A 19,185-nucleotide genomic window follows, 5' to 3' on the forward strand; every position below is an offset into this window, starting at 1 on the left:
AATGAATTGTATGCAGCCTTCTGATTGGTAGAATTATTGTACCGTGAATATGACATTAATTGGTTATTCATACAGTAGCTAATCTCGTTCAATGTTTGCACTGACCAACAAAGATCGTGTACGATGCTGGTTTAATTAAATAACTTTGGTTTTCATTATGTTAAAACTATTTAACGTAAACTTTAACAGTATGCCTGAAAGAAAGTTAGACGAGATCTTCACACTGAGAAAAATAACTTTTAAAGATCGGTTAGATTGGAAAGTAACCTGTATTGATGGCAGAGAAAGTGATCAATATGATGATGAGAATACCAATTATATATTAGGCACAATAGAGGATACGATTGTATGTAGTGTCCGATTTATTGAAATGAAATACCCGACGATGATTGCGGGGCCATTCTCGCCTTACTTTAGCGATGTTGACTTACCTATTGATGGTTTTATCGAGTCTAGCCGTTTTTTTGTTGAAAAAGCATTAGTCCGAGATATGGTCGGTAATGACAGTTCACTTAGCACGATACTGTTTTTGGCGATGGTTAATTATGCCAGAAGTCGTGGATATAAAGGTATATTGACCGTTGTAAGCCGGGGCATGTATATCTTGCTGAAGCGTTCTGGATGGAATATTACTGTATTAAATCAAGGTGAATCAGAGAAGAACGAAATTATTTACCTTCTAAGTCTGGGTGTTGATATTGATAGCCAACAAAAACTCATAAATAAAATATCCAGAAAACATCAAGTCGAGCCTGATATCCTGAAAAGCTGGCCATTAGCTGTGCCTGATATCATTAAATAGGCTTGATTAACTTTAACTCGATGCCAAGTCTAATTGCGTGCTTGGCATTCAAAACACCTAGCTTTCTAACTACATTGCCGATGTGGAATTTAACCGTACTTCTTTTTATTCCCAGAATGATAGCGATTTCTGAATAGGTTTTACCGACACTAGCCCAATATAGAATCTCGTTTTCTCGTGGAGAGAATATCTCCCTTTCAGCAGCAGATCTCCCTAGCTCTTTGTTTTCATTATTATTTTTTTGATACAGCCCCAGCATTTTATCATGGGTCAAAATCAGCAACATTTGGATTTTTTCTTTATTTATTTCGATACTTTCATCAAAATAAATACTATCATCATTTCCATTGGAAATATTCAGTGTTGCCATATTATGGTTATTATCATGCAGAACAAAGGTATAACCATTAATGATATTATACTCTCTCGCTAAATTAAACACCGCTGAATCAGTTGATTTTTTATTGATAACTGAATTGTCGTCCCAAGCAAAGGGGGCAACTTTATCTTTTGCCGTCAAAATAACAGGATCGATAAGGTGATAACTATTCTTCTTATATTCCTTTATCCAATCCAATGGATAGTTAGAAATAATAGCCGGGTGCAATGGTGTTTTCTTATTCATGACCAGATAAGAGTAACGAAGATCACCATAAGCTTTTATTCTTCTTTGAATATAGTTCTTTATGTCTTCATTAATGCTTTCATTATCAAAATAATCAATTATCATAACAAACCAAACTCACTATATACATTGCGCAACAATACAATTTTATCACATTGTTTTCAATAGAAATCAGTGTATAAATAGAGTTGCAGATATTCCTTAAATGGGGCGAGTCCGCCTGATAAAAATAAAAAACCTAGACCAAAGGATAGTTTTGCAAGCTAGACCTAAGGTTAGCTATTATTATAGCCCCATGTTAATTAAACTGTTTTTGCTTTAAACAATTAGCTTTGAATATAATTGAACTAATATCTTAGCGCACAGATGCCAAGAAAGTTAGTCTGAAAAGAATATAATTTCGCCAATACCAGGGGACTTTTTAAGTCCAATAGTACCGTTTTACCCCGCCATCTGGATGTCTTTACATTCAGATGGCTGTAATCTCTAACCTGCGCTACCCCCCCATCACACAGTGACAATAGCTGATTTATTAACCTTATTTGACAACATACCCAGTACTGTAAGTGCAAACATAATGTTGCTGCATGATGTGCTAAAGATCACACCCTCGCCATATCGTTTAAAAATCAAACAAATAGCACACTCTCCTGGCTGATACTCACCTATTACAATGGATAAATTCTCTTTTTACGCATATAAACATTAAACTTATTTATGTAATTTTGATAAACTTGACTTAAGTCATGTCCGTAACCGAAATTAATCGTATGATAAATCAACGGTTATAATGTTTCCCTGGTGTTGGCCGAATTGGCATCCCTTACCAAATGAGATTGGTAAGGGTTTTTTTTGCCCACAATTTAGGCCAGGCGCAGGTTTTAAGCGGCCTTTTGCAGCATCCGAGCTAATGTTAGCGCTTGAATAATCACCGCACGATCGACCTCAGGATTATCGCTATCCAGCAGCCGCTGCCAAATAGCGATGGCGTCAGCATAATGTGAATTTCTATATTTATCAGACGCTTGTAACATTAGCGCTGTGTATTGCAACGGATCTTTCGCCAATGACTGCTGTATCCAATAAGTCACATCAGCGGTCATGTTTTTATCCGACTGGTAATACAAGATGGTGGCGCGAGCCGCATCCAGTGCGGCATTAGCCCCCTGTAGATGCTCCGCCTGCTGCAACGCGATCAGCGCATCGTCAAACTCATTACGATATAAATAGTGTTGAGCCAAACTAAACCAGCCAGCACCATTATCAGGGGATTGGCGGATGCGCTGTTGTAAGCGATATAACGTGGGGTCACTGCTCTGCTTATCCAGCATATTATTTAATCGTCTGGCCTCTTGCTGTCGCAGCCCCTCCTGCTGCACCAGGGTATAGCCACCCAGTTGTTGATAGCCTAAAAGAGTCAGGGCCAGCACCACCAGTGTAAACCCCACCGGCCAGCGCCAGCTGATGCGGCCATATTGCGCGAACCATGGCCCCCATATCGCGATGAGGATCAGCAGCAGCAGTGCCGCCAGTCCGATTGCCAGCACCATCAGCGCTCCCCTCTTGTCGATGAGACGGCCCGCCTGCGTATTTTGAATATCAACCCGCCCAACAAGCTTATCAGTAGCACTCCAGGCCCAAACCAGAGCAGCAGTGTGGTACTGCGCAGCGGCGGCTGATAGAGAATAAAATCCCCATAGCGCTCGGTCATTGAGGTCATTATCTGCTGCGAGCTATGCCCGGCTTCGACCAAATGGTAGACCTCTAACCGCAACTGTTGCGCAATGGGCGATGTCGACTCCAATAAGTTCTGATTTTGACACTGTGGGCAGCGCAGCTCTTTTGCCAGCGCCAATGCCTGTTGCTGACGTTGCGGCGAACTAAAGGTGTAGGTGTCGACCAGATCGGCTAACACCCAAGGGGTGATGAGCAGTGATAGCATCAGCAAAATGATTTTCATGATCTCTCCGCGTTTGCCCATTGCGCCAATAGCGGCATAAATTGCTGCTGCCATACTGCTGCTGTCATTTCTCCTGCATAGCGCTGACGAATAATCCCATTGGCATCAATTAGCCAGGTCTCAGGTGTGCCATAGACCCCCATCGCCAGTGCTAAGGTGCCCTGCGGGTCAAACAGGCTCTTTTGGTAAGGGTTGCCATAACGCTGGAGGGTATTCAATGCCGACTGGCGCTCATCGCGGTAATTCAGCCCATAGAACTGTACCCCTGGCATGCTACTGGCGATCTGCCCGAGCACCGCCATCTCCTGCTTGCAGCTGGCGCACCAACTGGCCCAGACATTAATCACCGTGACCTTACCCAGCAGTTGATCCCGCGTGATGAGCTGTGTGGGCTGCTGCAATTCAGAGAGTGAAAACGCCGGAAAAGGCAGATCTTTTGCCGCTAATTCAATGCGATGAGGATCGCGCTTTAAACCACTGTAAAGCAGCACACCTAAGAGTAAAGCCAGCAAGGGAACCATCAGCCAGGGCCAACGTTGTCTCATTCATCCTCCGCCGTGTCATTGAAATGCTGAATTCGGTGCCTAAGTGCCAGCAATCCGCCCAATACCATCATCAGCGCGCCGCCCCAGATCCAGCTCACCAGCGGCTTATGATACAAACGCACGCTATACTCCCCGGCCCCCAGGTTATCCCCCAACACGGCATAAAAATCGGCCAGAGGGCCACTGGCGATCGCCGGTTCAATCATCAATACCTCACGCACGCTATAGCGCCGCCGTTCTGGTAATAGTGTGGTTATCGGTTGCCCCTGTTGGCTAACCAGGATGTGCGCCCGTTCGCTGGTGTAGTTCGGGCCAACCCGCAGCTCGGTTTGCTGATAGGTAAACTGATAGCCCGCCAACGTGATCTGCTGGCCGGGAGACATTCGGCTACCCAGCTCCACCGAGTGATACGACGCAAACAGCATCCCCAGTAAGCTGACGGCAACACCGCCATGTAGCAGCCAGGAACGCCACGCTATTTTTGGTGCAAATAGGGGGGCCAGCAAGGCCCACAGGGCAAGCGTGACACCCGGCACCATCCCGGCTTGCCACGGTGATGCACCCAGCCCGGCCGTGAGTAATGCCGCAAAGATGGCGAGTAAGGCGGGGAGCGCCAGCCGCCAGAGGGCAGTTTTGGCGCTTCGCTGCCACTGAGCAAAGGGCATTAATCCCATCAACAGCAGCAGTAACAGCACAAAGGGGGTGAGCGTCTGATTAAAATAGGGGCGCCAACAGAGAGAGATCCCAAGCCTAACGAGCTGAAAATCAAGGGGTATAAAGTGCCAATCAACACCGTCACCGCCGCGACACTCAACAGTACCAATGCCGCCAGCAGCAAGGTTTCCCGCGAGAACAGGTTGAAATCAGCAGCGCGACTGCCCCCCCTCACCCGCAGTGCAAACAGCGTCAGTGAGGCTAAGGTGACGACACCAAACAGCAGCAGTAGAGCTTCGCCCCGGGCGGTATCCACGGCAAAAGCGTGTACCGAGGTCAACACGCCGGAGCGCACGATAAAGGTGCCGAGCAAGCAAAGCTGGAAGGTGACCAGCGCCAGCAGAGTGCCCCAGTGAGGATATAAGCCACGCCGCTGGCTGATAGCCAGCACATGCAGTAGCGCGGTTGCGGTGAGCCAGGGCAGCAATGACGCATTCTCAACCGGGTCCCAAAACCACCAGCCGCCCCACCCCAATTCACTGTACGCCCACCAGGCGCCCAGCAAGATCCCGATGGTCAGCAAGCTCCAGGCCGCCAATACCCACGGGCGGCTATAGCGCGCCATAGATTGACCACTTTGCCCCTCCAGCAGCGCCGCGACGGCGAAAGCGAAACTGATGGCAAAACCGCTATAGCCCAGATACAGCAGCGGAGGATGGAAGATCAGCGCCAAGTCTTGCAGCATCGGATTTAAGTCACGCCCCTGTGCCAGGGTGGGGAATAAGTGCTCAAAAGGATTGGAGAAAAAGAGGATAAATAGAGTGAAAATCAGCAGTAGCCAGCCCATCACGCCAAGCGCGCGGGCAAAAAAACGCAGCGGAAAATGGCGACGGAAAAAGGTTAGCGCGGCACTCCAGAGACTCAATGCCAAGAGCAGGAACAGCATAGAGCCTTCATGCCCACCCCAGATGGCCGCAATTTTGTAAAACAGCGGCAGCTGAGTATTCGCGTGCTGCGCCACATAGAGCAGCGAGAAATCGTCAGTCACAAAACCGCCGCCCAGTAAAAACAGCGCCAGTGAAATAAAGAGTGTCACGCCATAGCTGAGCGACGGTAGCCAATAGAGCAGTGGCAACCGCCGCCCCTGTAGCGCGATAAAGGGCACACAGCCGAGCAATAGCGCCAGTGACGCCGCCGCCAGCAGTGACAACAGCCCTAATTCACCAATCATATCCGCTCGCTCATCACACCACCGTCATCTGGCCAGCATAAAGAATGAAAAAACGTAAAACGAAGACGCCAAACAGACTCAGGCCCGATACTGTGAGCAAAAAAGAGAGCCGGTGGCGCAGGTTAGGTCTGCAGTAGCGGTTTAAGATCAATGGCAGCACCATGCCGCAACCAATCACCCCAAACCAGAACATAGTGGCCCAGAAGCCGCCGCCTAATGCGACCGTCACCGCCACCGCTTTCTGACCGCCGCCAAACCATAGCCCGGTAAAGAATGCCAGCAGCAGAAAAAGCTCCAGCCAGACCACCGGTTTTTCCAGCCGATGGAGATACGCCAGTGCTGGGCTATCTACCGGCTCATTAAACAATGTCACCGCACATAGCACCATTGCCGCGATCCCCGAAGAGAGACCTGAGAATAGGAACAGCACCGGTAACACGGGGTTATTCAGCAGCGGATAGCTCTTCAGCGCGGACAATAGAAAACCGGTATAGGCCCCCAAAGCCACGGCCAGTAACAGCATAAATGGCTCAAGCTGGCGCTCAATCGGCGCTATTTTATTGAGTATCGTGCCCAGCCAGCTCAGTTTTGGATAGGGCTGTAGCTGGGCGGTTAGCCAGTGGCGGAATATCACCGCCAGCCAGAGCAACAGCACCACCATGTAGAGCTGAAAGAGCATCACCCCCAGTGACATCACAGAACTGGTGCTGTAGAAAAACATCAGCTTCCAGAAGGTCCATGGCCGCGTGAGATGCAGGATTAAGATGAGTAAGCCGAAGATAACCGCCAGTGGCGCAATAATTGCCGTGGATTTGAGCAGCCCGCTCTGCGCCGCATCCTCCCTTAGCACTCGCCGCTTAACCAGCAGACTCACCACCACCATCCCCGCAGAGACGCCAATCAAAAACAGATAGATGGCTATCGGCCAATCCCACACTAACGACTCAAAGTGAAACGGCGTATTCGGTTTATGGCTCATCCGGTAATCTCCCCATACTGAAAAGGCACACGGTACAGCTTCGGCTGTGTCCCCAGATGTAGTTTGGCGCGATACACCGTGCGCTGATGCAGTAGCTTCACCAGCTCACTATTGGCGTCGTCCAGATTGCCAAATACCAGTGCTTTGGTGGGGCATGACAGCACACAGGCCGGCTGCTTCCCCTGCTTTAGATTGGTCTTGCGGCAAAAATCGCACTTGTCCGCAGTTTTTGTGACCGGATGAATAAAGCGCACCCGGTAGGGGCACGCGGCGATGCAGTACTGGCAGCCGACACAGAGGTCAGGATTGACATCGACAATGCCGGTCGCCTTATCGCGATAGGATGCGCCGGTCGGGCAAACATCCACGCAAGGGGCTTTATCACAATGTTGGCAGGAGTGACGATAAAACTGATATTTCACCGCCGGAAACTCCCCGATGGGCTGGCTGCGAATGATAGTGAGCCGCGAAACCCCAGCCGGAACCTGATTCACTGCGCGGCAAGCATCCATACAGGCGGTACAGCCGATACAGCGAGTCTCATCATGTAGCATCCCGTAGCGAACGCCGTCGATAGTGCCGCTAAATGCCAGCGAACCTCTGGTGGAGCCGGTGATAAAGATCAGCGCCCCCATACTGATAAGAAAGTGACGACGATGGCTATTCATGGCCTCTCCTTCGGAATCAGCTCCTGCTGGCGGCGGTGGCAATCAACACAGATTTTGACCCGCCCTTTATCATCCAGACCCTGCATCGGATCAGTTTTAGGGTGCAACTGATGACAACTGACACAAGAGAGCTTCAACATATGCACATCATGCGGCCAGAAAGCTTCGCGCAATTTTTCCGGCTGATGGCAACTCATACAGACACTATTTTGTTGCGTGACGCTGTACATCGCCTTATCGGCATTCAACATCTCACTGTTGAAACGCATCACATCTTTGACGCCGTTACGATGCAATACCGACGCCTTGCCGTGACAGTTGGTACAGGTGACCGCCAATTGGGTATTCGGATTAACTGCACCCGCATGTTTGCCGTGCAACTCATCTTTTTGCTCTTTATGGCATTGGATACAAGCTGCATCTGGATCCCGCTGCGGCTCCACCACATGACGCGAGGCAGCTGTTTTCGGCGGCGCGGTCTGTGTCGTGGCGTGAGTGGGCAGCGTGCACAGAGTCAATACGGCCAGCAGCGCTGCTGAACAGAATGAACGTAAAACGCGCATAGTGATTCCACCTTTGCTATGACCCCAAACTGGGGTCAGTTGGTCCCTGGAAGAGAGCCGGTGAGCGGGTTTCGCCCACCGGAACGCCGCTTACTGGCTCAAACGGCCCGCTTTTCTGGCTTGATCATCCCAGGCTGGCACCACTTGTTGCAGAAACTCCTGCTTCTCCCGGTTCAGCTTATCCATATCCATCCCCAGTGCTTTTTGCGCATTGAGTTTGGTCGAGATATCCGGCAGCACAATTTCGTGGCTAATCCCTTTAGTCGCCAGCAGACGCGCCAGCTTAGTGCGGGCATCGGCGGCTTTATTCAACGCGCCGCCCAGCACTTTCAGGCCAATATCCGGGGCATGCATATGAATGCCGTGGGAGGCGATGGCATAATCCCAACGCCACTGGGCATGACGGATATCTTGCAAAATAGGCTTCATCTCTTGCTCAGTCGCCCCCGCATCCCACGCGGCTTTCGCCTCGTAATGGGCATGAACCAGCTGCTTCTCAACATTCAATTTCAGTTCCTGAATGCTGGCTTTGCGTTCAGCAACAATATCTTGCAAGGTTTTTTTGTCTTGGGTATGGCAGTTAACACAGGTGCTTTCAAAGCTATCGAAGGGATTGCGGATCTGATGATCGGTGTACACTTTGCCCGCCGCATTCTGGATTTTCGGCATGTGGCAATCGATGCAGCTGACATTATTCTTGCCATGGATCCCTGCACGCCAGGTTTCATACTCAGGATGCTGCGCTTTGAGCATTGGGGTTTTCGACAGCGGATGAACCCAATCAGAGAACGCAATTTCATCATAATATCTCTCCATTGACTCCACATCGGTGCCTTGATCCCATGGCAGTTTTACCGTTTTATCTTTGCCCGCGAAGTGATACTCAACGTGGCATTGACTGCACACCATGGATTGTTGATCCAGACGGCTGGCGTGCGCGAAAGGCTGATTGATGGATTGCAGCGCGCGTTCAGTATAGGGGCGAGAGAGCACCAATGCGGGTTTGCCGGCGGCAAAATCGGCCGAGGCGGTATCATGGCAATCGGCACATCCCAACTGATTGACCACTTCTGGGCCGCCTCTGGCCCATGTTCCCTTGAAGTAGCCCTCTTCACCCTGCTCATTGATCAAGCGGGCGACATCCGGACTCTTACAACTCCAACAGGCCATCGGTAGTGGGCCATCTTCTGCGGTTTTCGGCGCGGCGGTGCGCAATGTTTCCCGCACATCGGTCACGGCATAATAGTGCCCGCGGGGTTTGTTATAATCTTTCGCGAAGGGATAGCCCGCCCAGAGAATGACCAAATTAGGATCATCCGCCAGTGCATCTTCACGCGGCCCACTCTCTTTGGTTTTTAGCCATGAGGTGAACTGATCAACATGCTGCTCAGCGAATTTATCGTTGCGGGCCTCAATCGGCGGTGTGGGGGCAGCCGACAGAGAAAACACGCCCCCTATTGCCAAAAGAGCCAATATCCCTACTGACATCTCTCTTATCAATTTGCTCACAATATGTACCCCAGTGTATTTTTCCATCCCGGGCGATATCACTGCCCGCACCAGATAGTTATTTTTATTTTTAAGCCCACATAGGATGAGAAATGCTCAGCCAAGAGACAGTCCATGGCCAATATCACCCACTGGGGTAAGGCGATATTAAGGAGGTTTTGCGGCAAATTATTTGTAGTAGTGAGAATGCTTGTTTTAGATCAAACAATTTTTGTATGGGTATTCACTTTTATGAAGCAGCTCAAATAAAAAGTGCCTATCGATCATTTTTTACATAAAAGTCAATGGAATACCTCTTTATAGGTAGGGTTGATGATATTGGTCGTCGTGGGGCTGATACTAAATGGTGTTGCCGAGTATTAACCTGTTTACAAAATCACTTATACCCGCGAGCACAATAACTATCTCACCAATAACTATCTCACCATTAACTATCCCACCAATCTGCTTGTCACCGGGTTTCTCCACTCACCTAAAACAGATCAATTCAATACAATTAATTAACAGGCCAGATACGTTTTTCCATATCCCTGGTTACAACAGATTATGTAACACAAATATCGTAACACCTTGCTTTTCCTTAATTATTAATGTTTCCCCCACTCCTGCCGATACCCTGTGCTCGGATAGTCGACGTGAACTTAACGCGACAGGGCCGAAGGTATTTCTGATGACTTTGAAATGTTGTTGCCTTTGGAAACTCACAGGAAAAGGATTATGTGGTTTTACAGATTTAAGCACGCTTTTATTGCGCTGTTGCTCCCATGGATACTGGTTGTGGCCACCCAGCTAGCAGGACGAGTCTATCTGCTAACAGATTATGGTGACCCCGAGTCACTGGCTGGTTTATCAACTGACGTACAGCGTATGTTTTTCATCGGTGGGCTGTTTGATGTTCGCATCGCCAGCTTGATGTTTGTTCCCTGCTTATTAATTGCGGGTCTGCTGGCGCTCAATAAAAGCAGCTTTCACCTCTGGCAGCGTTTTTGGCCCTGGTTTGCCACCCTCCTGGGCACCCTCGTCACCATACTCACCGTGGGAAATATTTTCTATTACGCGACCTATCAGCGGCCGATTGATATCTTTATTTTCGGGCTGGCGGAAGATGATACCGTCGCGGTGCTAAAAACCCTGTGGAGTGACTATCCGGTTATTCGCAGCGTGATTTGCCTAACGCTGTTTGTGGTCGCAATTTTGTGGATCTGTCGCCGCTGGCAGCAAAAAATTAGCAGTTGGCCTGAACAACGCAGCTGTATCGCCGTGGCCGCCATTTCAACGTTGGTTATTCTGGCCGTCAGTTTTATCGGCACCCGCGGCTCTCTGGGGACCTTTCCGCTTCGACAGTCAGATGCCCAGGTTTCAGATGTTAACTTATTGAATATGCTGACGCCGAGCGGCCCAATGGCCCTGACCTGGGCGGTTAAGGCCCATCGTGAATATAGCAATTTCCCTCCAGCCACCAACCAGCAGGGGGAAGAGCTACTTAGTCAGTTTTTAGCTCAGCCCACCGAGGCGAGTTTCAAGCCATTTATGGCGAAAACGCTCCCTAACCCTATCGCGAAAAAATCCCCACCTAATGTTGTTTTCACCGTGATGGAGAGTATGGGCTATCACCTTGAAGAGTATGACCGCCCGGATCGTGACCTATTCGGCGCACTAAAACAGCACTGGCAAACTGACTGGCGCTTTAGCCGTTTTATCTCCGAAGGGAATGGCACTATTGATAGCCTAAGCCGCTTCTTTGTCCGCAGCCCAAACAGTAACATTAGCCAGTCCTACGCTCAAAATACTGATTTTTCTAGCAATATGTTTAAGCCCTTTCTGGCTAACGGCTATAAAATCATTTTCGTCACTTCAGGTAACGGCTCCTGGCGCAATCTGAATCAGTTCCTGCCTCACTTAGGCGTCAGTGAATTTGTTGAACAAAACGGTTTGAAAAAGCGCTATCCAGAAGCCGAAGCCAGCACCTGGGGTGTCCCTGATGAATTTATGTTCCGCTACATCAAAGAGCGTTTAGCTCAGGCCGACAAAGTGGGTGAGCACGTCTTGATCATGTCAATGTCGACTACCCATCATCCGCCATTCAAAGCGCCTAATAGCTATGCGAAGACCGATATCAAATTGTCCGATGCGGAAAAACTGCGGCTGAGCAATCTGGCTAGCGGTAAGCAGCTGGATGAGGTATTCCATACCCTGCGTTACACCAATGATCAGCTAGGGCAATTTATCAGTTGGGTAAAAAAGCAGCCATTAGGTGAGCACACGATTATTGCCGCGACGGGTGACCATAATATTCGTGGTATCAGCTATCCTGACAACAGAGAACTGGCCCTTAGCCGCGCAGTTCCATTCTATCTTTATGTCCCTCAGGGCTATCGTCAGAACCGCCATTTTGATGCATCCCGTGTGGGCAGCCATAAAGATATCTGGCCGACGTTGTATCAACTTAGCCTGTCAGAAGCCCCCTACTACCGGACCGGTTGCGATTTGCTGTCTGAAAAGCCGGATGCGCTCTGGTGTCAGGGCTACAACCCTGAACTGTTGATCACTGAGCAAGGGAGTTTCACTTTAGCGGGCAAAGGGGAGTTCCATCCCTGGGCTGATAAACAGGGGCTATTACTGGGCGCCGCTCAACCAATGGACGCGGAACAGGAGAAAACCTTTAATCGGTGGCAAGCATTTACGCCACTGCTGTCATGGCAATTAAACAAACAGGTTCAGGAGTTGAAATAGCTGAAATAGAAAATAGAAAGCAGCTGTGAGGGTGGCAATAATGTTTATATCTGCACTATTGCCATCAAATGGCTTTGTTGAATAAATCGAACTTTTACTGAGTTAAAGGATCAGATCACGCATCATCCGGCAACACTGGTCGTCCCATGACAAAGCAGAAGTTTAAAGTCACTAACTGGCGCAACTACAACAAGGCCCTCATCAACCGCGGGGACGGCCTCAGCACTATTCTGATCTCGCCATCACCACTGTCCTGGTCGTTAAACGTGTATTCCGCCTGACCCTGCGAGCCGCACAGGGCTTTATTGATTCCATTTTTGCCATGATGGATGTTCCTCTTCGCTGTCCGGATTACACCAGTGTCAGCAAGCGGGCAAAGTCGGTTAATGTCAGTTTTAAAACGCCCACCCGGGGTGAAATTGCGCATCTGGTTATCGACACCACCGGCTTAAAAGTCTTCGGTGAGGGGGAGTGGAAAGTCAAAAAGCACGGCAAAGAGCGCCGTCGTATCTGGCGAAAACTGCATCTGGCTGTTGATGCGAGTACGCATGAAGTCATCTGCGCGGACCTGTCGCTGAACAACGTCACGGACGCTGAAGCTTTCCCGGGACTTATCCGGCAGACCCACCGAAAAATCAGGTCAGCGGCGGCGGACGGAGCTTACGATACACGGCGATGTCATGACGAACTACGTCGCAAGAAAATCAGCGCGCTCATTCCTCCCCGGAAGGGAGCTGGCTACTGGTCAGGTGAGTATGCAGACCGTAATCGTGCTGTTGCGAATCAACGGCTGAGCGGGAGCAATGCACGGTGGAAATGGACAACAGATTACAACCGTCGGTCGATAGCGGAAACGGCGATGTACAGTATAAAGCAGTTGTTCGGTGGTTCGCTGACGTTGCGTGACTACGATGGTCAGGTTGCAGAGGCTTTGGCCATGGTGCGTGCGCTGAACAAAATGACGAAGGCAGGCATGCCAGAAAGCGTGCGTATTATCTGACAACTGCAACCGGCTACGAAGATGCTTGCCCAAAATCTGATTTATTCAACAAAGCCACGCGGGGTCATCAATTTATTCAAAGGATTATCCTGGCATTATAAAACCAACAGTCCATGCCAATTTGGCAAAAAAATAATCATCAGCAATTTGGTCAGTTGCAACCGATGGGGCTTTACCCTGAACCACGGTTCCCGGCGAGACCTGGAGCGCATGTTGCACTTGCTGGACGGTAAAGTGATCCCGGATAACCGGGGCGATGTGACAAGCCGGTTGTATGAGCATATTAGTGCCAATCCGCATATAGCGAAAGTTTATGAAGACGATTACTTTTCGATAAAATACTTTATGAAGGGATCAGCGCACCTGACATTTAGAAAACTTTCATTGATTGACAAGATGAATGCTATCGTGGCGAAACATTACCCAGGCGTGCTGCCGGAACGTACAACCAGGTAATGCGACCTCCGTCTTACTTTCTTTGCATGGCTGGCAAGTACGTCTCTGGCGGATCATAAAACCTCTGTAGAAAACTGAAGCGATAGCCCAGATCTTACCGGGTATGTTGAAGATCAGGCTAATTGAGTCGATCACTCGTTAATTAGCATTTGACTTAACTTAGCTTAAAAGGCAATATTTCTCTATAGAGGAGTATTCTGTGTTTAATGTAATTTTACATGATGAAGTGCCTGATGAAATAGCAGGTTTACCGCCAGTCATCAGGGCTAAAATGATCCGCCTGATTGATAAGCTTAAAATGAATGCCACGGCATTACGAGAGCCCGACAGCAAACCCGTCAGAGACGGTTTGTTTGAACTCAGAACGATGGGAACCGATATTGCCAGGGGATTGTATGTTTACCAGAAAGGAAAAAATATCTATCTACTGCGCGTGTTCATCAAGAAAACGCAGAAATTACCGTCAGGGGAGATAACCCTCGCGTTTGAGCGATTAGAGGAGATGCTACATGACAAAAGTTAAAGGTATTGCCTGGGATACCGTCAGGGCTGATTTAATGTCTGACCCAGAAGTACAAGCCGCTTATGAAGCCGAAGAGCGTAAAGAGCGTTTACAGATAATGCTGGCAGAATGGCGTCGCCATGCAGGATTAACCCGTGCGCAGGTTGCAGAACGAATGGGGGTAACACCGCCCACAGTTTCCCGCATGGAGTCTAATATCGTTAAAGCGAGCCTTGACACATTAGTCAGGTATGCCCATGCATGCGGTATTAAACATCCTCAGATTACATTATAGTTGATGTTCAGGGTGGTTCCGTGATGCGGCCCCCCCTGAATGATATGTAATATTCTCGCAGGAGAAAAAATCATCAAACCTATTCCCTTTTTGATGCAAAACATTCCGGGGGCCTTAACGGGGGCCTCTACATTTATCGAATACAATAATATCGTTTAATAACAACGCATAATGTAGTTTATTTCGATTCCGAGTCCGGGCACCATATTTAGAGAAACCAGCTTAACGGCTGGTTTTTTGCTTTCTGGCGTTTGACTCTCCATCGAACGCCGTTCGATTATTCGCCCTGCCAGCAGGACTCACCCCTTCGGGGCCGTCGCAAGCGACGTTCAACACCGCTGCGCGGGTTGTCCGAGATCGACGCATTCCTGCTTAAGCTCATAATAATGGCAACCCCTAAATAGATAGTATATTCTAATAGACTTTCAAAATTCGAATCCGGTAATCCATGGTTTCAGTAAAACTTCATGATGGACAGACATTCAGTTCCGACCTTGGCACTTCGCTGCTGGACAGCGCCAAAGCAGCGGGCATTACATTGGAATACAGCTGTCGCACGGGTCGTTGCGGCGTGTGCAAAGCCACCGTACTCAGCGGTGATACTGAAGCTCACAGGGAAGAAACGTCACTGACTACCGAGGAAATTGCAGCGGGAGTGATTCTTACCTGCTGCCGCCATGCCATAAGCGATGTCGAGATTGATGCCGAAGACATTGGCGCTCTGGGCGACATCGAGGTCAAAACTCTCCCTTGCCGCATTGATACGATCACCCGTTTGGCTGATAACGTTGTGGAAGTACTCTTGCGAGTGCCTCCCGCCAGCAAGCTGCATTACCTTCCGGGTCAATATCTGGATGTGATCGGTGATGGCGGCCTGCGTCGCAGCTACTCTATTGCCAATGCCCCACGCACCGACGGTAAGCTGGAACTGCAGATCCGCGAAGTCGAACAAGGCGCGATGTCAAGATACTGGTTCGGCAGCGCCAAACCGAATGATCTACTTCGTCTAGAAGGCCCACTCGGCACCTTCTGCTTGCGAGACAAAGACGCCAGCACAATCGTGTTTCTCGCTACTGGCACCGGTATTGCGCCAGTGAAGGCGATGCTTGAGCAACTGCTAAACAACCCGGCTCTGGCAGAAGGTAAGAAAATTCTCATATACTGGGGCGGGCGTACCGTAGATGATATTTATTGGGCCCCCCATTTCGAGAGTCTGAACGCGGTGTTTATTCCGGTATTGTCGCGAGCCGGCGCGGACTGGCAGGGGCGTACAGGCTACGTACAGAACGTCCTGCTGGATGATGGAATCGACCTCACTAAGGCGGTGGTTTACGCCTGTGGTTCGGAAAGCATGATTCATTCCGCCCGCGAAGCACTGACTATTGCTGGGTTACCTGTGAAACACTTTTACTCCGATGCATTCGTGAGTTCGAACTAATACTAATAAGGAACGGTTATGAAAGCGGTCATTCTGGCTGGTGGGCTCGGCACGCGTTTAAGCGAAGAAACCGGTACGCGGCCGAAGCCTATGGTTAAAATCGGCGGCAAGCCGATTCTGTGGCACATCATGAAAATGTACTCTTCCCATGGCATCAATGATTTCATCATTTGCTGTGGCTACAAGGGTTACATGATCAAGGAATACTTCGCTAACTACTTCCTGCATACGTCGGACATCACGTTCAACATGCGCGAAAACACCATGAAGATTCACGATCAGCGTGCTGAAGACTGGCATGTGACATTGGTCGACACGGGCGAAACGTCGATGACCGGTGGCCGCCTGCGCCGTGTGGCAGACTATGTGCGCGATGAAGAGGCTTTTTGCTTCACCTACGGTGATGGCGTGGGAAGCATGGACATCAGCGCTGCCGTCGCCTTCCACAAGAGCCACGGCAAAGCTGCCACGCTCACCGCGACTTTTCCACCAGGCCGCTTTGGCGCGCTGGATATGAATGAAGGCCAAGTTCTGAACTTCAAAGAAAAACCTAAAGGCGATGGCGCCATGATCAATGGCGGCTTCTTTGTGCTTTCTCCTCAGGTGCTAGATTACCTAGAAGGGGACAGCACGGTCTGGGAACAGGGCCCGCTGATGAGCCTCGCCGAACAGGGCCAACTGATGGCCTTCGAGCACCCGGGCTTCTGGCAACCGATGGACACCCTGCACGACAAAAATCTGCTTGAGAAGTTGTGGCAGAGCGGCAACGCACCTTGGAAAACCTGGGACTGAGAACGATATGAAAGCTTCTGTCTCCGCTGACTTCTGGAAAGGTAAAAAGGTCTTCCTCACCGGTCATACTGGTTTCAAGGGTAGTTGGCTGGCTTTATGGCTACAGGACATGGGTGCTCAGGTGAAAGGCTTTGCCTTAGCGCCGCCAACTACGCCTTCATTGTTCGAACAGGCACAGGTTGAAAGGGGTATAGAGTCGCAGATAGGCGACATTCGTGACCTACATGCCGTTACTGATAGCATGGTTGCCTTCAATCCAGACATACTGATTCACATGGCGGCTCAACCGCTGGTTAGACTGTCGTACCGCGAGCCTGTCGAAACCTACTCCACCAACGTCATGGGCACCGTTCATGTGTTGGAGGCCGCGCGTAAGTGTCCCGCCCTACGTGCTATCGTGAATGTCACCACCGACAAATGTTACGAGAACCAAGAATGGGAATGGGGCTATCGCGAGAATGAACCCATGGGTGGCCACGATCCGTACAGCAACAGTAAGGGCTGTGTGGAATTGGTCACCAGTGCTTATCGCAACTCATTCTTTAATACCGAACACTCCGCTGTATTGGCCTCGGCACGCGCCGGCAATGTCATCGGGGGAGGCGATTGGGCCGACGACCGGTTGATTCCGGACATCCTGCGTGCTGTCGAACAGAGCAAGCCCGTTGTCGTGCGTAACCCGAAGGCCACCCGCCCTTGGCAGCACGTACTTGAGCCGCTAAGCGGTTACCTTGTTCTGGCCCAACACCTATGGGAGCATGGCCAATCATTTGCTCAGGGCTGGAACTTCGGTCCTCGCGACGAAGATGCTCAACCAGTCGAATGGATACTCGATCACATGGTGCAGGCCTGGGGGGATGGCGCTAGCTGGCAGCTTGACAGCGACCCGCAACCGCACGAAGCACGCTATTTAAAACTGGATATATCCAAGGTCCGCACTCACCTGAAGTGGGAACCAACATGGGGCTTGGAGACGACACTCACTCGCATCGTCAACTGGCATCGCGCCTGGTTGCAGAGCGATGACATGCATGCCCGTTGCATCGAAGAAATCAATAGCTACATGGCAGCTATGCCACTGGCACTTAACCGATAATTAGATTGAACAGGAAATACTATGACCCCCGATATGCTCCGTCAGGAAATCAGCCAACTCGTTGAGCGCTACGCCCAAACTGCCTTGGCGGCTAAACCTTTTGTCGGGGGCGAAACTGTCATCCCTCCATCGGGTAAAGTAATCGGCGCACGTGAACTGCAACTGATGGTTGAGGCCTCGCTGGACGGCTGGCTGACCACTGGTCGTTTCAACGCTGAATTCGAGAAGAAACTAGCTGCGTTTTTGGGCGTGAACTACCTGCTGACCGTGAACTCAGGTTCTTCGGCCAACTTGGTTGCGTTCAGCACCCTAACTTCACCGAAACTGGGTGATCGTGCAATCAAAAAAGGCGACGAAGTCATTGGCGTTGCTGCGGGTTTCCCGACTACTGTTAACCCGATCGTTCAGTTCGGCGCGATCCCTGTGTTCGTCGATGTTGAAATGAACACCCACAACATCAATGCAGACTTGATCGAAGCCGCCATCACGCCGAAGACCAAGGCCATCATGCTCGCTCACACCTTGGGCAACCCATTCAATCTGAGCAAGGTGAAAGCACTGTGTGAAAAGTACAACCTGTGGCTGGTCGAAGATTGCTGTGACGCGCTGGGCGCGACATACGACGGCAAAATGGTCGGTACCTTTGGCGATATCGCCACGCTCAGCTTCTACCCTGCCCACCACATCACCATGGGTGAAGGTGGCGCTGTGTTTACGAACAACGCTCAACTGAGACTGATCGCCGAGTCGTTCCGTGATTGGGGCCGTGACTGCTATTGCGCGCCAGGTTGCGACGACACCTGCGGCAATCGTTTCGGACAGAAATTCGGTAGCCTGCCACAAGGTTACGATCACAAGTATGTGTACGCACACTTGGGCTACAACCTGAAAATCACTGACATGCAAGCCGCCTGCGGCTTGGCCCAGTTGGAAAGCGCGCCGACATTCATCGAGACCCGCAAGCGCAACTTCAAGCTACTGAAAGAGCGTTTGTCCAGCCTCAGCGCCTTCTTGGAAATCGCCGAGCCTACGCCTAACAGTGACCCATCTTGGTTCGGTTTCCCAGTGACCTTGAAAGAAACTGCAGGCGTTAAGCGTGTAGACTTGCTAAAGTTTCTTGATCAACACAAGATCGGCACTCGGCTTCTTTTCGCAGGCAACCTGACTCGCCAGCCGTACTTCCATGATGTGGAATTCCGCGTGGTGGGCGAACTGACCAACACCGATCGCACCATGAACCAGACCTTCTGGCTGGGCGTACAACCGTCGTTGGGTCAGGAACATTTCGATTACGTTGGTGAAAAACTGGAAGAGTTCTTCGGGATCGGTTTCTAACT

General features: G+C 50.1%; 16 protein-coding genes and 3 pseudogenes. 10 read left to right on the forward strand and 9 right to left on the reverse strand.

Annotation, left to right across the window (positions count from 1 at the left end; genetic code table 11):
* The first annotated feature begins 157 nt into the window (after positions 1-157).
* Complete coding sequence (locus HRK25_RS17775) at positions 158-802, forward strand: acyl-homoserine-lactone synthase (RefSeq protein WP_032898994.1); 645 nt, start codon at positions 158-160, stop codon at positions 800-802.
* Here the strand turns inward: HRK25_RS17775 and HRK25_RS17780 are convergent.
* The 9 genes and pseudogenes from HRK25_RS17780 to nrfA all read right to left on the reverse strand — a co-directional run bounded on the left by HRK25_RS17780 (position 795) and on the right by nrfA (position 9,515).
* Positions 795-1,532, reverse strand: coding sequence for a helix-turn-helix transcriptional regulator (locus HRK25_RS17780; protein WP_005279240.1), 738 nt, complete (start codon positions 1,530-1,532; stop codon positions 795-797). The genes HRK25_RS17775 and HRK25_RS17780 overlap by 8 nt on opposite strands.
* Positions 1,533-2,308: 776 nt before the next feature.
* A complete protein-coding gene (locus HRK25_RS17785) occupies positions 2,309-2,977 on the reverse strand; it encodes a TPR domain-containing protein (RefSeq protein ID WP_005279238.1) in 669 nt (222 codons plus the stop codon).
* Positions 2,977-3,387, reverse strand: coding sequence for a heme lyase NrfEFG subunit NrfF (nrfF, locus tag HRK25_RS17790; RefSeq protein WP_032898993.1), 411 nt, complete (start codon positions 3,385-3,387; stop codon positions 2,977-2,979). Before nrfF ends, HRK25_RS17785 begins: the two co-directional genes overlap by 1 nt.
* The gene (locus HRK25_RS17795; RefSeq protein ID WP_032898992.1) at positions 3,384-3,932 is read right to left on the reverse strand and encodes a DsbE family thiol:disulfide interchange protein; all 549 of its coding nucleotides are present in this window, start codon (positions 3,930-3,932) and stop codon (positions 3,384-3,386) included. Before HRK25_RS17795 ends, nrfF begins: the two co-directional genes overlap by 4 nt.
* Positions 3,929-5,817: pseudogene (locus tag HRK25_RS20410) on the reverse strand (heme lyase CcmF/NrfE family subunit). The gene HRK25_RS17795 and the pseudogene HRK25_RS20410 overlap by 4 nt, the downstream one beginning before the upstream one ends.
* A gap of 13 nt (positions 5,818-5,830) precedes the next feature.
* A complete protein-coding gene (gene nrfD / locus HRK25_RS17805; RefSeq protein ID WP_032898991.1) occupies positions 5,831-6,796 on the reverse strand; it encodes a cytochrome c nitrite reductase subunit NrfD in 966 nt (321 codons plus the stop codon).
* Positions 6,793-7,464 carry a cytochrome c nitrite reductase Fe-S protein gene (gene nrfC / locus HRK25_RS17810; protein ID WP_032898990.1) on the reverse strand — a complete coding sequence of 224 codons (672 nt, stop codon included), beginning with the start codon at positions 7,462-7,464 and terminating at the stop codon, positions 6,793-6,795. The genes nrfD and nrfC overlap by 4 nt, the downstream gene beginning before the upstream one ends.
* Positions 7,461-8,027 (reverse strand): cytochrome c nitrite reductase pentaheme subunit, encoded by a 567-nt coding sequence (nrfB, locus tag HRK25_RS17815; RefSeq protein WP_005279228.1) that lies wholly within the window; start codon positions 8,025-8,027, stop codon positions 7,461-7,463. Before nrfB ends, nrfC begins: the two co-directional genes overlap by 4 nt.
* Positions 8,028-8,117: 90 nt before the next feature.
* On the reverse strand, positions 8,118-9,515 hold the full coding sequence (gene nrfA, locus HRK25_RS17820) for an ammonia-forming nitrite reductase cytochrome c552 subunit (RefSeq protein WP_049602390.1): 1,398 nt from the start codon (positions 9,513-9,515) through the stop codon (positions 8,118-8,120).
* A gap of 738 nt (positions 9,516-10,253) precedes the next feature.
* Between nrfA and HRK25_RS17825 the strand changes: the two genes are divergently transcribed.
* The 9 genes and pseudogenes from HRK25_RS17825 to rfbH all read left to right on the forward strand — a co-directional run bounded on the left by HRK25_RS17825 (position 10,254) and on the right by rfbH (position 19,183).
* Positions 10,254-12,269 (forward strand): LTA synthase family protein, encoded by a 2,016-nt coding sequence (locus tag HRK25_RS17825; protein ID WP_032898988.1) that lies wholly within the window; start codon positions 10,254-10,256, stop codon positions 12,267-12,269.
* 81 nt (positions 12,270-12,350) lie between these two features.
* Positions 12,351-13,269 (forward strand): annotated as a pseudogene (locus HRK25_RS17830) (IS5 family transposase).
* Positions 13,270-13,326: 57 nt separating this feature from the next.
* Positions 13,327-13,725: pseudogene (locus HRK25_RS17835) on the forward strand (DUF4942 domain-containing protein); the annotation flags it as partial.
* A gap of 199 nt (positions 13,726-13,924) precedes the next feature.
* On the forward strand, positions 13,925-14,248 hold the full coding sequence (locus tag HRK25_RS17840; protein ID WP_005280057.1) for a type II toxin-antitoxin system RelE/ParE family toxin: 324 nt from the start codon (positions 13,925-13,927) through the stop codon (positions 14,246-14,248).
* Positions 14,235-14,522 carry a helix-turn-helix domain-containing protein gene (locus HRK25_RS17845; RefSeq protein ID WP_012104592.1) on the forward strand — a complete coding sequence of 96 codons (288 nt, stop codon included), beginning with the start codon at positions 14,235-14,237 and terminating at the stop codon, positions 14,520-14,522. Before HRK25_RS17840 ends, HRK25_RS17845 begins: the two co-directional genes overlap by 14 nt.
* Before the next feature lie 448 nt (positions 14,523-14,970).
* Entirely contained in the window at positions 14,971-15,960 is a 990-nt protein-coding gene (locus HRK25_RS17850) for an FAD-binding oxidoreductase (protein ID WP_005279585.1), read from the forward strand.
* 18 nt (positions 15,961-15,978) lie between these two features.
* Positions 15,979-16,752 (forward strand): glucose-1-phosphate cytidylyltransferase, encoded by a 774-nt coding sequence (gene rfbF, locus HRK25_RS17855; RefSeq protein ID WP_032899091.1) that lies wholly within the window; start codon positions 15,979-15,981, stop codon positions 16,750-16,752.
* A gap of 7 nt (positions 16,753-16,759) precedes the next feature.
* Positions 16,760-17,848, forward strand: coding sequence for a CDP-glucose 4,6-dehydratase (gene rfbG, locus HRK25_RS17860; protein WP_005279590.1), 1,089 nt, complete (start codon positions 16,760-16,762; stop codon positions 17,846-17,848).
* 21 nt (positions 17,849-17,869) lie between these two features.
* The gene (gene rfbH / locus HRK25_RS17865; protein WP_005279592.1) at positions 17,870-19,183 is read left to right on the forward strand and encodes a lipopolysaccharide biosynthesis protein RfbH; all 1,314 of its coding nucleotides are present in this window, start codon (positions 17,870-17,872) and stop codon (positions 19,181-19,183) included.
* Positions 19,184-19,185 lie beyond the last annotated feature (2 nt).

Origin of the sequence: Yersinia bercovieri ATCC 43970, from assembly GCF_013282745.1 — a bacterium.
Taxonomy (GTDB): domain Bacteria; phylum Pseudomonadota; class Gammaproteobacteria; order Enterobacterales; family Enterobacteriaceae; genus Yersinia; species Yersinia bercovieri.

Bases quoted from the DNA above. Each gene is read 5' to 3' on its own strand.
- HRK25_RS17775 (WP_032898994.1), top strand. From the start codon at position 158: ATGTTAAAACTATTTAACGTAAACTTTAACAGTATGCCTGAAAGAAAG.
- HRK25_RS17780 (WP_005279240.1), bottom strand. From the start codon at position 1,532: ATGATAATTGATTATTTTGATAATGAAAGCATTAATGAAGACATAAAG.
- HRK25_RS17785 (WP_005279238.1), bottom strand. From the start codon at position 2,977: ATGGTGCTGGCAATCGGACTGGCGGCACTGCTGCTGCTGATCCTCATC.
- nrfF (WP_032898993.1), bottom strand. From the start codon at position 3,387: ATGAAAATCATTTTGCTGATGCTATCACTGCTCATCACCCCTTGGGTG.
- HRK25_RS17795 (WP_032898992.1), bottom strand. From the start codon at position 3,932: ATGAGACAACGTTGGCCCTGGCTGATGGTTCCCTTGCTGGCTTTACTC.
- nrfD (WP_032898991.1), bottom strand. From the start codon at position 6,796: ATGAGCCATAAACCGAATACGCCGTTTCACTTTGAGTCGTTAGTGTGG.
- nrfC (WP_032898990.1), bottom strand. From the start codon at position 7,464: ATGAATAGCCATCGTCGTCACTTTCTTATCAGTATGGGGGCGCTGATC.
- nrfB (WP_005279228.1), bottom strand. From the start codon at position 8,027: ATGCGCGTTTTACGTTCATTCTGTTCAGCAGCGCTGCTGGCCGTATTG.
- nrfA (WP_049602390.1), bottom strand. From the start codon at position 9,515: ATGTCAGTAGGGATATTGGCTCTTTTGGCAATAGGGGGCGTGTTTTCT.
- HRK25_RS17825 (WP_032898988.1), top strand. From the start codon at position 10,254: ATGTGGTTTTACAGATTTAAGCACGCTTTTATTGCGCTGTTGCTCCCA.
- HRK25_RS17845 (WP_012104592.1), top strand. From the start codon at position 14,235: ATGACAAAAGTTAAAGGTATTGCCTGGGATACCGTCAGGGCTGATTTA.
- HRK25_RS17850 (WP_005279585.1), top strand. From the start codon at position 14,971: ATGGTTTCAGTAAAACTTCATGATGGACAGACATTCAGTTCCGACCTT.
- rfbF (WP_032899091.1), top strand. From the start codon at position 15,979: ATGAAAGCGGTCATTCTGGCTGGTGGGCTCGGCACGCGTTTAAGCGAA.
- rfbG (WP_005279590.1), top strand. From the start codon at position 16,760: ATGAAAGCTTCTGTCTCCGCTGACTTCTGGAAAGGTAAAAAGGTCTTC.
- rfbH (WP_005279592.1), top strand. From the start codon at position 17,870: ATGACCCCCGATATGCTCCGTCAGGAAATCAGCCAACTCGTTGAGCGC.